Genomic DNA, 15,525 nt, shown 5'->3' with positions numbered 1-15,525 from the left:
GCCCTTGAGCCCGTTGCTGGCGCTGTGGATCGAACTCAAGGGCACGCCGCAAACCGAACCTGCGCTAAAACTTCGGGTGACACGTGAGGCGCTGATCAACAGTGGCCTGTTGTCCGAGCCGCAGCTTACGCGGTTGACCGCGGTCGGCATCGAGCTCAGCGAAGACGCCCCGGTGGATGAGTGGGTGAATCTTGAGGATTGCCTGGACGCTGGCGAGATCAGGGCGCAGTTCAAGTCCTACAGCCAAACTGCCTGGCGACTGTGGGCCGCAGAGGAAAAACTACGGCGTAAAAGCATCGAACTCTATGCCGAACTGTTTTTGCTGGTGCAGCAGATGCAGGGCAATCTGGGGGATGCGCAACTGGAACTGGTCTGGGGATTGGGCGTTTCGACGTGGGAACATCCCGTGGTTGGCGTCATCCACTACCCGTTGATCAGCCAGTTGGTCGAGATAGCCATTAACCCGGACTCCATGGCCATCGAAGTCCGGCCACGCGCCGCTGAGCCCCGGCTGGAAGTCGACGCCTACGTGGCCGCCGATATTCCGGGGGTAGGGGCATTGGCGACCCTGGCCAAGGATTTCTTCAAGAAAGAGCAGGCCGCAATCAGCCCGTTCAATCCTTCCAGTCATGAACCGGTGATTCGCTCTGCCTCTTCACTGCTCGATGCCCAGGGGCAGTTTTTGCCGGTGACGGTTGCCGAGGGCGATCGCTCGGTGCCCAAGGCCGCCGAGCATTTATGCGTGACAGACACCTGGACCCTGTTTGCCCGCACCCGCGACAGCAATATGTTTATTGAAGACCTGGGCCGCTTTGAAGGCGAGATCGAGGCAATCGGTGAATTGCCACCGGCGTTGCAGGCGATCTTGACCGAACCTTCCAGCGTGCTTGAGGACGTAGTCCTGCCCCCGTTCCGGGGTTTGTCCTACGTCAGTGGCTCCCAAGGTGGCGATGCGCCTGGAACCAAGGTTCATGAGCTGTACTTTCCCAAGCCTTACAACGACGAACAGGTGCAAATCATCCAGTTGCTGGAGATGCACGACGGGGTTGTGGTGCAGGGGCCGCCGGGCACCGGCAAGACTCACACCATTGCCAACGTCATCAGCCATTACCTGGCCAATGGCAAGCGGGTGCTGGTGACGTCGATGAAAGACCCGGCACTGGCCGTGCTACAGGAAAAACTCCCCGAAGACATTCGCCCGCTGGCAATCAGCCTGCTGAGCAGCGAAGCGGATGGCATGAAGCAGTTCGAGTTCGCCATTCAGAAAATCTCAGCTGAGGTCCAGCGGATTGATCGGTCGCTGTACAAGCGCGAAATCGGCCAGATTGACGACGAAATCAATACCCTCCACGGTCAGATGACCAGTGTCGACCGTGAGATTACCCACTGGGCCGAACGCAACCTGTCAGACCTGGAAATCGACGGCGAACGCCTGAGCCCGACCCATGCCGCGTTGCAGGTCGCTGCGGCGCAAGACGAGATCAACGGCTTTGCCGATCAGATCGGGGTGGGGGACGAACATCGCCCGCGTTTCAGCCTGCAAGACATCATCGCCTTGCGTGAAGCGCGGCTTGAACTCAAGGATTCGCTGGCTTATCTGGGCCACAAAGTCCCGCAACTGGCCGACTTCCCGGATGCGCAAACGCTGATTCAGGTCCATCAGGATCTGGCCCGGGAAAGCCAGTTGCAGCACAAGGAAAGCACGGGCGAGGTGCCGCGTTTGCTGGACGCCAGCACGCAGACCCTGGAGCAGGCACAGGCTCTGGTGGAGCACCTGGAGCAGTTGCAGGCACTGCGAGTGCAGCTCAAAAGCGCAGAGCACCCGTGGGTTCCGGCCATGCAGGCCTACTTGTCGCGCAACCCCAATGCCGATGTGCTGGGGCTTTTTGACAGCCTCAAGGGCGAGATCGAAGCGGCGCTGACAGGTCGCAAGGCATTTGTAGCCCGGCCGGTGAGCTTGTCATTCGAGCTCCAGGCGCAGCCCGAAGTGGTGGCCGCCATCGATAACCTGGCCCAGGGACGACGCCCGTTCGGGTTGTCCGGCCTGATCGGCAAGGGCAGCCAAAAACAGTTGCTGGACGCCATTCTGGTGCTGGGCAGCAAGCCGCAGAACGATCAGGACTGGGCGCACGTGCAGGCATTTGTGCGCTTCCAGCAACTGGGACGAACGTTGCTGTTGCGCTGGAATGCACTGGCTGGCGAGATGCCGCTGCCGACCCTTGAAACCGATGCCGAGCAACTGCTGGCGGCGGCCCGGGCGATCGAACAGTACGGCGATATTGTCCGCGCCGAGCAGGGCGAAATCCGTGCGCAAACCGAGCTCAGGCACCTGCTCGTGGACTGGGCCGACGTCAGTCAGTTGCGCAGTGACGAGGCTGTACTGGGCAAGGGCGAAGGCTTTTTGCGCCATCACCTGATGCGTCACCGACTGGCGGCTACCTGGGCCATCAAGCACACCTTCAACACGGCACTGGCCGGTTGTGGCGGTGCAGTGAGCGAGCGCCTGCAAGGGTTTCTGGACACCAGTTTGGGCCAGCCGCAGGTGACGATCGCCGAGCTTCAGGTGCAGTGGTCCGAACTGATGGACGAGCTGCGCCGGGTGTTGGCTTTGACGGGTGCGCTCGGCACGGTGCAGCAGGTGACGGACCTCATCGCACACAGCGGCGGCCTGATCTGGGCCGCCCGTTTGCGCGACGAACCGAGCCTGGAGCCGGTGGATGACCTGCTCCCGGACAACTGCCTGGAGGTGTGGCGCCTGAGCCGTCTGGCGCGTTACCTCGACAGTATCGACGGGCGCGAAGACCTCAAGCGCCTGTTCACATTACGCGGTGAACTGGAGCTGAACCTGTCGCGCCTGTATCAGGATGCGGTGGTCAAGCGCACCTGGCTGCGGTTGTCGGAGAACGCCACGCCGAGTGTCAGGGCTGCCCTGGAGTTGTACCGCACCGCGATCCGCAAAATCGGCAAGGGTACGGGCGTTCGTGCCGGGCGTTACCGGCAGGACGCACGATTGGCCGCCGATGTGGCGATCTCGGCGATCCCGTGCTGGATCATGCCCCATTACCGCATTTGCGAAAGTTTGCCGGCCCAGTACGGTGCCTTTGATCTGGTGATCATCGATGAGGCGTCCCAGTCTGACCTGACGGCACTGCCAGCGTTGTTGCGGGCGAAAAAAGTGCTGGTGGTGGGCGATGACAAACAGGTCTCGCCGGACGGTATCGGCATGGAAGAAGAGCGAGTGCAGAACATGATGGCGCGCTTCTTGGGCAATCAGGTCGGGCTCTACCGGCCGTTGATGTCCCCCGAGCGTTCGCTGTACGACCTGTTCAAAGTGGTGTTTGCCAAGAGCGGCACCATGCTGCGCGAGCATTTCCGCTGCGTGGCGCCGATCATCGAATATTCCAAGCGCGAGTTCTACAACCACGAACTCAAGCCACTGCGCCTGCCAATGATGACCGAGCGCCTGGACCCGCCGCTGGTGGATTTGCGGGTAATGGACGGGGAGAAAAAGGGCAAGTTCAACCTCGGCGAAGCCAATGTGATTGTCGAGGAAATCCGCCGCCTGATTGCCATGCCGCAGATCGCGGGGCGCAGCATTGGCGTGGTCTCGTTGCTGGGGGCCGAGCAGGCGCAAAAAGTCATGCAGATGCTGACCAAGGAGCTGGGTGAAGAAGTGATCACCCAGTTCCAGATCAGCTGTGGCGATGCGCGCACTTTCCAGGGCAAGGAGCGGGACATCATGTTCCTGTCGATGGTGGCCAGCCCCGGCGACTGTTTTGCCAACAGCCGCGACTCGATTGCCCAGCGCTTCAATGTGGCCGCGTCGCGGGCGCGGGACCGAATGTATCTGGTGCGCAGCGTCGAGCTCACCGACCTGAGTGCGGTCGATGGTTTGCGCCGAGGCCTGATTGAACACTTTGAGACCCCGTTTACGCAGGATGCCGCGCAGGTCAGCGATCTGCGCGAGTTGTGCGAATCGGGTTTCGAGCGCGATATGTACGATGAACTGACGCAGCGCGGTTATCGGGTTATCCCGCAGGTTGGCGTCGGGGCTTATCGGATCGACATGGTGGTGGAGGGGGACAACGACAGCCGCCTGGCGATCGAGTGTGATGGCGACCGCTTTCACGGGCCGGACCGCTGGGACAGCGACATGCGCCGCCAGCGCATTCTGGAACGTGCGGGCTGGCGCTTCTGGCGCTGCTTCGCGTCGGCGTTCACGTTGAATCGCCAGCTGATCATTGAAGATTTGCTGGCCACCTTGAAGGCCATGAATATCGAGCCTGCCAGTGGGGAAGGGGCGGCTCCGAGCATTCATGTCGAGCGGCGCCAGGTGTATGGCTTTCGTCGTGCCGGTGCATCAGCGCAGGAGGAGGGGCGTCGACCTTATGACAACCGCCCGGCCAAGGACCCGTTTTTGTTCTGGATCCCGGACGACCCGTTTGTCGTGAGTGAGAGCCAAGCGGATGAGTCCTCGCCGCAGACGGCCTGATAAGCCCGCGGGCAGCATCGCAGGCAAGACGGCGGCGGCAGGTTTTGCGTTCACCTGTGTCAGCGGGTGATCGTACAACCGGCTTGAGCTATGATGCATCCATGCGGGAGCACAGCAGCACGGACGTCCAGTGTGTCAGGGCGTTTTTTCAGCTGCTTTCATGAAGTGCCCCTGACCCCTTTGATTTCGAGAAAAATGTTCAACATGGATAACCAGATCGACGTACCCCGCCTCCCTCGCAAGCGCCGTAGCCTCGCGCAAGAGTTGGTGACGGTGCTGTCCGAGCAGATCCGCGACGGTATGCTCAAGCGTGGCGACAAGTTGCCTACCGAGTCAGCGATCATGGAGGCGCACGGCGTCAGCCGCACGGTGGTGCGCGAAGCGATTTCCCGTTTGCAGGCGGCCGGGCAGGTCGAGACTCGCCACGGTATCGGCACCTTTGTGCTGGATACGCCGAGCCCGAGCGGTTTTCGGATCGACCCGGCGACTGTCGTTACCTTGCGCGATGTGCTGGCGATTCTTGAACTGCGTATCAGCCTTGAAGTGGAGTCTGCCGGGTTGGCTGCCCAGCGTCGCAATGAGGAACAATTGGCAGCCATGCGTGCAGCGCTGGATGCCCTGAATGAAAACGCGGCACGCAATGGCGATGCCGTGGCGTCGGACTTTCAGTTCCACCTGCAGATTGCGCTGTCGACGGGCAACCGCTACTTCACCGACATCATGACTCACCTGGGCACCAGCATCATTCCGCGTACCCGTCTCAATTCTGCGCGTCTGGCCCATGATGACCAGCAGCACTACATGACCCGGCTCAACCGCGAGCACGAAGAAATCTACCAGGCCATTGCCCGTCAGGATTCCGAAGCGGCCCGTGCGGCCATGCGCCTGCACCTGACCAACAGCCGCGAACGCCTGCGTCATGCCCATGAAGAAGCAGAAGCGCAACGCGGGTAGGATTCGCCAATTCGTAGCAGCTGCCGAAGGCTGCGTCCGGCGACGCAGTCGTCGCAAACCCGGGCACTGCGGTGCGTCAGGCCAATCCTGGATTCAGGATTAGCGGGCGCTACGCACCCGAACGCAGCCTTCGTCCCTTGGCAGCTGCTACGGAATTCAGGTTGTAAACGGGTGTTCTCAGACAACCTACCTCCTCTCTGAAATTTAATTTCAACCCTGCGCAACTCTCACAAAGCCCGTATTAGACGGGCTTTGTGATTTTCATCAGGCCAAATTCAGGCGCCGCTGAACACGAATTCACGAAATGATATTGACCTTATCTTTTTAAGTTGTACGATGACGTACGACGTAGCGAAGTGCTTACGTATTTTTCATCACAACGTGCTCCCAGGGTGTTCGAATAATGAATCCACAAGAACTGAAGTCCATCCTCTCTTCCGGTCTGTTGTCCTTCCCGATAACCGACTTCAATGCTCAAGGTGATTTCCACCGCGAGGGCTACATCAAGCGCCTGGAATGGCTGGCCCCGTACGGCGCCTCGGCCCTGTTCGCAGCAGGCGGCACCGGTGAGTTCTTCTCCCTGGCAGCCAGCGAATATTCGCAAGTGATCAAAACTGCCGTTGATACCTGCGCCACCAGCGTGCCGATCCTCGCCGGTGTAGGCGGTTCGACCCGTCAGGCCATCGAGTACGCTCAAGAAGCCGAGCGCCTGGGTGCCAAAGGTTTGCTGCTGCTGCCGCACTACCTGACTGAAGCCAGCCAGGACGGCGTTGCCGCCCACGTTGAGGCCGTGTGCAAGTCGGTGAAAATCGGCGTGATCGTCTACAACCGTAACGTCTGCCGCTTGACCGCGCCGCTGCTGGAGCGTCTGGCCGAGCGTTGCCCGAACCTGATCGGCTACAAGGATGGCCTGGGCGACATCGAGTTGATGGTGTCGATCCGTCGCCGCCTCGGCGATCGCTTCAGCTACCTGGGCGGCCTGCCGACCGCCGAAGTCTACGCTGCCGCCTACAAGGCGCTGGGCGTACCGGTTTACTCCTCGGCGGTGTTCAACTTCATCCCGAAAACCGCGATGGATTTCTACCACGCCGTGGCCCGTGAAGATCACGCCACCGTGGGCAAGATCATCGACGACTTCTTCCTGCCTTACCTGGACATTCGTAACCGCAAATCCGGTTACGCGGTCAGCATCGTCAAGGCTGGCGCCACTATTTCCGGTTACAGTGCTGGCCCGGTGCGTACGCCACTGACCGACTTGTTGCCAGAAGAGTACGAGGCACTGGCTGCCTTGATCGACAAGCAAGGTCCGCAGTAAGCAAAAGCCAAGGCCGCTGAGAAATCAGCGGCCTTTTGTGTGAAGGATTACGACCGTCGGCTAGCGCATTTATCTGTAGAAACTGTAAGTCAGCTACACCAAAAAAATAGATTCACCCGCGCATAAAAATAAACAGTGGGAGTAGTACCTCATGCAAGCGACCAAGCCGACGCATGTCCGTTATATGATTTTGCTCATGCTTTTCCTGGTGACCACAATCAATTATGCAGACCGTGCAACTATCGCCATCGCAGGCTCCAGCCTGCAAAAAGACCTCGGCATCGATGCCGTAACCCTGGGTTATATCTTCTCCGCATTTGGCTGGGCCTACGTGGCCGGACAAATCCCCGGTGGCTGGCTCCTCGACCGTTTCGGTTCCAAAAAAGTTTACGCCCTGAGTATCTTCACCTGGTCTCTGTTCACCGTGCTGCAAGGCTTTATCGGTGAGTTCGGCATGTCCACAGCGGTCGTTGCGCTGTTTATGCTGCGCTTTCTGGTGGGTCTGGCCGAAGCACCCTCTTTTCCCGGAAACGCCCGAATCGTTGCGGCCTGGTTCCCTACGGCAGAACGTGGCACAGCGTCCGCGATCTTCAACTCGGCGCAATACTTCGCCACTGTGCTGTTCGCACCGTTGATGGGCTGGATCGTCTACTCCTTTGGTTGGGAGCATGTGTTCATCGTCATGGGCATCCTGGGTATCGTCTTCTCGGGCATCTGGCTCAAGGTGATCTACAGCCCGCGTGAACACCCTCGCATCAACGAGGCAGAGTTCAAGTACATCGCTGAAAACGGCGGCATGGTCGATATGGACCAGAAAGGCAAAAAGTCTGACGGACCCAAATGGGACTACATACGTCAACTGCTCACCAACCGCATGATGCTCGGTGTGTATCTGGGCCAGTACTGCATCAACGGTATTACCTACTTCTTCCTGACCTGGTTCCCCGTGTATCTGGTACAGGACCGCGGCATGACCATCCTCAAGGCGGGCTTCATTGCGTCATTGCCTGCAATCTGCGGATTTATCGGCGGGGTGTTGGGCGGGGTGATTTCCGATTACCTGCTGCGCAAAGGCCACTCGCTGACGTTCGCCCGCAAGGCGCCGATCATCGTCGGCCTGCTGGTATCGAGCAGCATCGTGGCCTGTAACTATGTGGACGTTGAATGGATGGTGGTTGGCTTCATGGCCCTGGCATTCTTCGGTAAAGGCGTGGGCGCACTGGGCTGGGCCGTGGTCTCCGACACCTCGCCCAAGCAGATCGCCGGTCTGAGCGGTGGCCTGTTCAATACCTTTGGCAACCTCGCTTCCATTACCACTCCCATCGTCATCGGTTACATCATCAGCACCACCGGCTCGTTCAAATGGGCACTGGTGTTTGTCGGTTGCAACGCATTGATGGCAGTGTTCAGCTACCTGGTCATCGTCGGGCCGATCAAGCGTGTGGTACTCAAAGAGCCACCGACCACTGACCCGAAAACTGCTGAACTTAAACCTGTGAATTCTTGAGGAGCGGCATCATGACGTTGATTGAACATTCTGATTCGCCGCGCTCGATCCGCTTGCACCCGCTGGATAACGTTGCGGTCGTGGTCAATGACCAGGGCGTACCGGCCGGTACTGTGTTTGCGGATGGCCTCGTGACGCTGGACTTTGTGCCCCAGAGCCACAAAGTCACTCTGGAAGACATCCCCCAGGGCGGCGAAGTGATTCGCTACGGCCAGATCATCGGCTACGCCCTGCAAGCCATTGCGCGGGGCAGCTGGGTCAACGAAGACCAGCTGCGCATGCCCACCGCCCCGCCCCTGGACAGCCTGCCGCTGTCCACGGATGTTCCGCCCGCGCAGGCACCCCTTGAGGGCTACACCTTCGAAGGGTATCGCAACGCCGACGGTACCGTGGGCACGCGCAATATTCTGGGCATCACCACCACCGTGCAGTGCGTGACCGGCGTGCTGGACCATGCGGTCAAGCGGATCAAGGACGAACTGCTGCCCCTTTACCCCCATGTCGACGATGTCGTTGCGTTGACCCACAGCTACGGCTGTGGGGTGGCGATCAGCGCCACCGACGCCTATATCCCGATCCGCACGGTACGTAACCTGGCGCGCAACCCCAATCTGGGCGGTGAAGCGCTGGTCATCGGTCTGGGCTGCGAGAAATTGCAGGCCGGCCAGGTGATGCACGAAAACGACAGCTCGGTGGACCTGAGCGATCCGTGGCTGTACCGCCTGCAGGATTCCAGCCACGGTTTTACCGAGATGATCGAGCAGATCATGGCCCTGGCCGAAGTCCGCCTCAAGAAACTCGATCAGCGCCGTCGCGAAACCGTACCGGCGTCTGAATTGATCCTGGGCATGCAATGCGGCGGCAGCGATGCGTTTTCCGGGATCACCGCCAATCCGGCGCTGGGTTATGCCTCGGACTTGTTGTTGCGTGCGGGGGCAACGGTGATGTTTTCCGAAGTCACCGAAGTGCGCGATGCCATCTACCTGCTGACTTCCCGTGCCGAGACCCAGGCCGTCGCCCAAGAGCTGGTGCGGGAAATGGACTGGTACGACCGCTACCTGGCCAAGGGCGAAGCAGACCGCAGCGCCAACACCACGCCGGGTAACAAGAAGGGCGGGTTGTCGAATATCGTCGAGAAATCCCTGGGGTCCATCGTCAAGTCCGGCAGTAGCGCGATCAATGGCGTGCTTGGCCCGGGCGAGCGCTTCACGCGCAAAGGGCTGATTTTTTGTGCGACGCCAGCCAGCGACTTTGTGTGCGGCACCTTGCAACTGGCTGCCGGGATGAACCTGCACGTGTTCACGACCGGGCGCGGCACACCGTATGGGCTGGCAATGGCCCCCGTGGTGAAAGTGTCGACCCGCACCGAACTGGCACAGCGCTGGCCGGACCTGATCGATATCGACGCCGGGCGCATCGCCACCGGGCGCGCGACCATCGAAGACTTGGGCTGGGAGCTGTTCCATTACTACCTGGACGTCGCCAGCGGTAAAAAACACACCTGGGCCGAGCAGCACAAACTGCACAACGACATCACCCTGTTCAACCCGGCACCGATCACCTGATCAACCAGGCCCCTGACCCGGCCACTCATTGTGGGAGCGGGCTTGCTCGCGATGCAGACGATGCGGTTAATCCGTTACACCGCGTCGATCGTATCGCGAGCAAGCCCGCTCCCACAGGCGACTTATTTGGCCCGTGAGCTGCAGGCAAAACCATCGGGGCCTGCCGTTTGCGTGCAGGCGCGCTCGGCAGGCAGGGACTTCACCGGCTCGCGCAGATGGTTGCGGTTTCTGGCGTCGCGCTCCAGGTCAAACGCGTCATACAGCGTGCCCGCCGCGGTATAGCTGCGCACCTTCAGGCGGGAGTCCTGCACCTCGATGGTCTGGTACAGCTGGGTTTCTTCGGCGCTGCGGTCCGGCTGCTGTTGTGCCCGGTCATTGAGGCCATACATCTTGGAACCGGCCACCGATACCATATACACCGGACCCTGAATCTTGCCGCCCGCGCGGGCCGCTTTCGATGCCACACGACCGGCTTCATCGGTGACACGGCTGTAGCAATGGTCATGGCCCTGCAACACCAGATCCACCGCATACCGCTCGAACACAGGCTTCCAGGCGAGCTTCAATGGCTCGGTATCTTCAGGGCGGGCACAGGTAAAGACGGGCTGGTGACTGACCACGATATTCCAGCGGGCACGGCTGGTTTTCAGGCTTTGCTCAAGCCACCGGGTTTGCTGGGCCAGGGTGCCCATGTCCAGGGCCGAGGTGCCATCGAGCACGATAAAACGCACGCCCTGATAGTCGACAAAGTAGGTGGTGCTTTTCAGCCCTTCGACCCCGTTTTGCGCCAGGGCAAACTGGCGGCTCCAGTGCGGGCCAAGGGTACGGCTTTCGCTGCCGTCGAGGTTGAGGCTGTCCAGGTACTCGTGATTTCCGGCGGCCAGCACCTGGGGAATCATCCCGTAGTGAAAACCACCGGCCTGATTCCATTCTCCCCATTGATCGTCATGCACAAGGTCGTCGCGTTGCGACACCAGATCGCCCGCGTGAACGATCAGCGCCGGGTTGGCGACGCTTTGCAGCGCCTGGCGAACACTGCGCGAGGCCAGCGACAGAATGTCGTTTTGCATATCGCCCATGTAGATAAAACTGAACCGTTTGAACCCCTCGGCGGCGGTACGGAACTGCAGCCATTCGCTCCAGCCATCGGTGCCCTTGACCCGATACACGTAGGCGGTGTCCGGTTGCAAGTCGTGCAGGCGTACCTGGTGGAAAAGGGCGGCGCCGTTCTCGGTCTCCAGGCTCTGGGGGATGCCTTCGATCACGCGTGCGGCTTTATCCAGTTGCGGGCCGTCGAGTGCCACAGCCAACTGCAACTGACTGGTGAGCTGGCGGGTGTCCGTGCGAAAAGTCACGGCCATTTCCCGAGCGGGATTGGCACCCGGCGTCAGCACAATACGGTCCGCCAGACGGCTGGCTGCATAAGGTGCGCCGGGGGAATGGGGCAGTGGCGGACCGGGTTCGGCGCAGGCGTTGTTGATCACGGATAAGAGCGCGAGTGCCAGTAACGTGGGGCGAATCATGGGGACTCCTCGAAGGGTGAATGCCCGTCAAGGAAACAAACCCCCATGACACCGGGATGACGGCGGGGGTCGATTCGGCTCAGTAAATAGCCGCTTTGCACAGGGGCACAGCGCGCGAGCGTGCCAACAGCGCGACAAAGGGGGGTCGTTTGAGATCACCCCAATACAGCGTCTCAGGCACCATCCACAGGTTCTGTGCGGTCCACACCATCCGCGACACAGCCCCCCCCATCATTGTGGGAGCGGGCTTGCTCGCGATTCAGGCGACGCGGTCTATCGGCCAGATTGCAGCGCTGCCATCGCGGGCAAGCCACGTTCCCACAGGTTTGTGCGGTCCACACCATCCGCGATACAGCCCCCCATCATTGTGGGAGCGGGCTTGCCCGCGATTCAGGCGACGCGGTCTACCGGCCAGATTGCAGTGCTGCCATCGCGGGCAAGCCCGGCTCCCACAGGTTTGTGCGGTCCACACCATCCGCGACACAGCCCCCCATCATTGTGGGAGCGGGCTTGCTCGCGATTCAGGCGACGCGGTCTACCGGCGAGATTGCAGTGCTGCCATCGCGGGCAAGCCCGGCTCCCACAGGTTTTGTGCGGTCCACACATCCGCGACACAGCCCCCCATCATTGTGGGAGCGGGCTTGCTCGCGATTCAGGCGACGCGGTCTACCGGCCAGATTGCAGTGCTGCCATCGCGGGCAAGTCGGTTTCCAATAGCTGTTGTGCGGCACTCGCGGCTGCCACGCGTCCAATTACCAGAATCGCCGGGCTTTTCAGTTGGAACATCTGGGCATCCTGCTCCATCGCGCCCAGATGGCTGCGGCATTCGCGCTGGTGGGGCAGGGAGGCATTTTCGATCATGGCCACCGGCATATCCGCCGCCATGCCGCCCGCCAGCAATTGCTCGCGGATTTCGCTCAATTTGGCCACGCCCATGTACACCACCAGCGTGGTACCGCTTTGTGCCAGCGCCTGCCAGTTCACCTGGCTCTCATCCTGGGTGTGGGCCGTCACCAGCGTCACGCCCCGGGCCACGCCGCGCAGGGTCAACGGGATCGCGCATTGCGTAGCGCCCGCCAGCCCGGCCGTTATGCCGTTGACCAGTTCCACCTCAACCCCGTGTTCGCGCAGCCACTGGGCCTCTTCGCCACCACGGCCGAAGATGCACGGATCGCCGCCCTTGAGCCGCACCACGCATTTGCCGTGACGGGCATAACGCAGCATCAGGCGATGAATAAACGCCTGTGGCGTCGAACGACAGCCACCGCGCTTGCCCACCGAAATCACTCGGGCAGCCGGGCAATGCTCCAGCACCGCGTCATTGACCAGATCGTCAATCAGCACCACATCCGCTTCGCGCAGGGCGCGCACGGCCTTGAGCGTCAGCAGCTCCGGATCACCCGGGCCTGCACCTACCAGCCAGACTTTTGCACTCATTGTGATTTCCTCATGAGATAACGGCGATCAGCTGCGCCTGGGCAGCCAGCAAGCGTTTGATTTCCGGGACGCAGGAGCCGCATTGCGTTCCGCAGCCCAATGTATTTTTCAGCCCCTGCAAGTCCAGCCCCTGGTCGATGCCAGCACTTATCGCGCCCTGGCTGACGTTCTTGCAGTTGCACACAATCTTGTTGCCCGCGGCCGGGGTATCGCCGTTGCCGGGTGGCGCGCTCAATGGCGCCAGCAGCCAGCGGCGCAGGTGTTCATCGGCGCGCCCTTCCTGCCACAGGTTTTGCAGCCAGTGCTGGGCCAGGGTTTCGCCAGCCAGGCGAATGGCAGTAATGCGGCCATTGTCGATGCGTACCCGCTTGCCAATGCAACGGCGCGGGTCGTCGTAAGCCAGCACCGGCCCCTCGTCGAGCCCCAGGGCGTGGTCGATGTCGTGCAGCAGTTGCGGGTCTGGCGCGCTGGCGCTGGCCGCACGGATCAACAGCGCAGGGCGCTCGCGGCCTGTCAGGCTGAAACTCACATACGAAAAAGCTTCGCAGAGCGGGCGCAATGTCTCGAATTTCTGTTGAACATTGCCTTCTATCAGGGCGAAGAGCTGCCAGGGCAATTGCACCGGCTCAAGCCGGACGGCGCTGTGTTTGAGTTCCGGCTGTTTGGAGAGCGGGTCGAACGCTGGCAGGGTCAGGGTGTTGACCCCGCCCTTGAGAAAGCGGTCGCCCCAGTGCATCGGCAAAAACGCCTGGCCCGGCCGCACGCTGTCATCGCTGCTGACCGGCATGATCACCGCCCCGCGTCGACTTTTGAGGCTGATCAAGTCACCGGGTTGCAGGCGATGGCGGCGCAGTTCATCCGGGTGCAGGCTCAACACCGCTTCGCTGACGTGACCGAACAACTGCGCGGCAGTGCCGGTGCGGCTCATGCCGTGCCATTGGTCGCGCAGGCGGCCGGTGATCAGGGTCAGCGGGAAGCCCGCATCGCGCTGCTCCTTGGCTGCTCGATACGGGTCGGCGACAAACTGTGCCCGCCCGGAGGCAGTAGGAAAGATCCCGTCCAGATACAACCGCGCAGTGCCTTCACGGGCGCCGACAGGGAAGGGCCATTGCTGCGGGCCGAGGGCGTCAAGCACGGCATGGCTGATGCCCGACAAATCGAGATCACGCCCGCGGGTCAGGTACTTGTACTCGTCGAACACCTGCGCAGCGTGGGTAAACGCAAACAGGCCGGGTTGCGCAGGGCGCAGATGTTTTTCCAGGCGCTGTGCGAAATCAACAGTAATCGCCCAATCGGAACGGGCTTCCCCCGGTGCTGTGATGGCTTTGCGCACGTGGGAAATACGCCGCTCGGAGTTGGTCACCGTGCCGTCCTTTTCGCCCCAACTGGCGGCGGGCAGCAGCAGGTCGGCGAAGGCGGCGGTTTCGGTGGTATGAAACGCCTCTTGCAACACCACAAACGGGCAGGCCAGCAACGCCGCCCGCACGGCGGTCTGGTCCGGCATGGATTGCGCCGGGTTGGTGCAGGCAATCCACACCGCCTTGATCTTGCCGCTGGCCATCTGCTCGAACAGCTCGATGGCGCTCAGGCCGGTGGTGTGCGGCAGTTGTTCAACGCCCCAGTAGGCAGCGACTTCGGCCCTGTGCTCGGGATTGGCGGCCTCGCGGTGGCCGGGCAACAGGTTGGACAGGCTTCCGGTTTCGCGCCCGCCCATTGCATTGGGCTGACCGGTCAGGGAGAACGGCCCTGCACCCGGACGGCCGATCTGCCCGGTGGCCAGATGCAGATTGATCAGCGCACTGTTTTTTGCACTGCCCGCGGTGGACTGGTTCAGGCCCATGCACCATAGCGACAGAAAACTCGGCGAAGTGCCGACCCATTCGGCGCATTGCTGCAAGTGCTCGACGCTGATGCCGCAGAGCTGCGACACCATCTGCGGGGTGTAGTCGCGTACCAGGTTTTTCAGCTCGGGCAAGCCTTGGGTGTGGGCCTTGATAAAGTCGCGGTCGATCCAGTCTTCCCACAACAACAGGTGCAAAATCCCGTGAAACAAAGCGACATCGGACCCCGGTTCAATGGCCAGATGCAGGTCGGCCAGATCGCAGGTGTCGGTCCGGCGCGGGTCGATAACGATGACTTTCATCTGCGGGCGCCGAGCTTTTGCCTCCTCCAGTCGGCGAAACAGTATCGGATGGGCGTAGGCCATATTGCTGCCGACGATCATCACGCAATCGCTCAGCTCAAGGTCTTCATAGCTGCAAGGCGGCGCATCGGCGCCCAGGCTGCGCTTGTAGCCGACCACGGCCGAAGACATGCACAGCCGCGAATTGCTGTCGATGTTGTTGGTGCCCACCAGCGCCCGCGCCAGTTTGTTGAAGGCGTAGTAGTCCTCGGTCAGCAACTGCCCGGAGATGTAAAACGCCACACTGTCGGGGCCGTGTTCGGCGATGGTGGCGGCGAACACGCTGGCGGCGTGATCCAGTGCGCTGTCCCAGTCGGTGCGGCCACGTGCAAGGGTCTTGCCCAGACGCAGTTGCGGGTACAGCGCGCGGGCGTTGAGGTCGCCGGTCAGGTGCAGTGTCGAGCCCTTGCTGCACAACTTGCCGAAATTGGCCGGATGGGCCGGATCGCCGCTGACGCCGAGAATGCGCTCGCCGTCATGCTCGATCAGCACGCCGCAGCCGACCCCGCAATAGCAGCAGGTGGAGGCGGTGATCTGGCGGTTCATCAGC

At 61.3% G+C, this 15,525-nt stretch carries 8 protein-coding genes; 5 read left to right on the top strand and 3 right to left on the bottom strand.

The features are described 5' to 3' along the window. The 5 genes from AC19YQ_RS11770 to garD all read left to right on the top strand — a co-directional run. On the top strand, positions 1–4,492 hold a 4,492-nt coding region (locus AC19YQ_RS11770), incomplete at its 5' end, for a PDDEXK-like endonuclease domain-containing protein (RefSeq protein WP_500595180.1). 204 nt (positions 4,493–4,696) lie between these two features. Beyond that, entirely contained in the window at positions 4,697–5,446 is a 750-nt protein-coding gene (locus tag AC19YQ_RS11765) for an FCD domain-containing protein (RefSeq protein ID WP_133078842.1), read from the top strand. A 403-nt stretch (positions 5,447–5,849) separates the two neighbouring features. After that, positions 5,850–6,761 (top strand): 5-dehydro-4-deoxyglucarate dehydratase, encoded by a 912-nt coding sequence (gene kdgD / locus AC19YQ_RS11760; protein WP_133078843.1) that lies wholly within the window; start codon positions 5,850–5,852, stop codon positions 6,759–6,761. 151 nt (positions 6,762–6,912) lie between these two features. Continuing rightward, complete coding sequence (locus AC19YQ_RS11755; protein ID WP_133078844.1) at positions 6,913–8,268, top strand: MFS transporter; 1,356 nt, start codon at positions 6,913–6,915, stop codon at positions 8,266–8,268. 11 nt (positions 8,269–8,279) lie between these two features. Then, entirely contained in the window at positions 8,280–9,833 is a 1,554-nt protein-coding gene (gene garD, locus AC19YQ_RS11750) for a galactarate dehydratase (protein ID WP_133078845.1), read from the top strand. 122 nt (positions 9,834–9,955) lie between these two features. On the opposite strand, the gene AC19YQ_RS11745 is transcribed toward garD, so the two are convergent. From AC19YQ_RS11745 to AC19YQ_RS11735, 3 genes are all read right to left on the bottom strand, one after another. Then, entirely contained in the window at positions 9,956–11,356 is a 1,401-nt protein-coding gene (locus tag AC19YQ_RS11745) for a purple acid phosphatase family protein (RefSeq protein ID WP_500595179.1), read from the bottom strand. 666 nt (positions 11,357–12,022) lie between these two features. After that, a complete protein-coding gene (gene cobA / locus AC19YQ_RS11740; RefSeq protein ID WP_500595178.1) occupies positions 12,023–12,793 on the bottom strand; it encodes a uroporphyrinogen-III C-methyltransferase in 771 nt (256 codons plus the stop codon). A 10-nt stretch (positions 12,794–12,803) separates the two neighbouring features. Continuing rightward, complete coding sequence (locus AC19YQ_RS11735; RefSeq protein ID WP_500595177.1) at positions 12,804–15,521, bottom strand: nitrate reductase; 2,718 nt, start codon at positions 15,519–15,521, stop codon at positions 12,804–12,806. Between the last annotated feature and the right edge of the window lie 4 nt (positions 15,522–15,525).

The sequence above is a fragment of the Pseudomonas sp. MF06569 genome (genome assembly GCF_059862735.1).
Note: the sequence above shows the minus strand (reverse complement) of the source record. Positions and strands in the feature narration are given on the sequence as shown.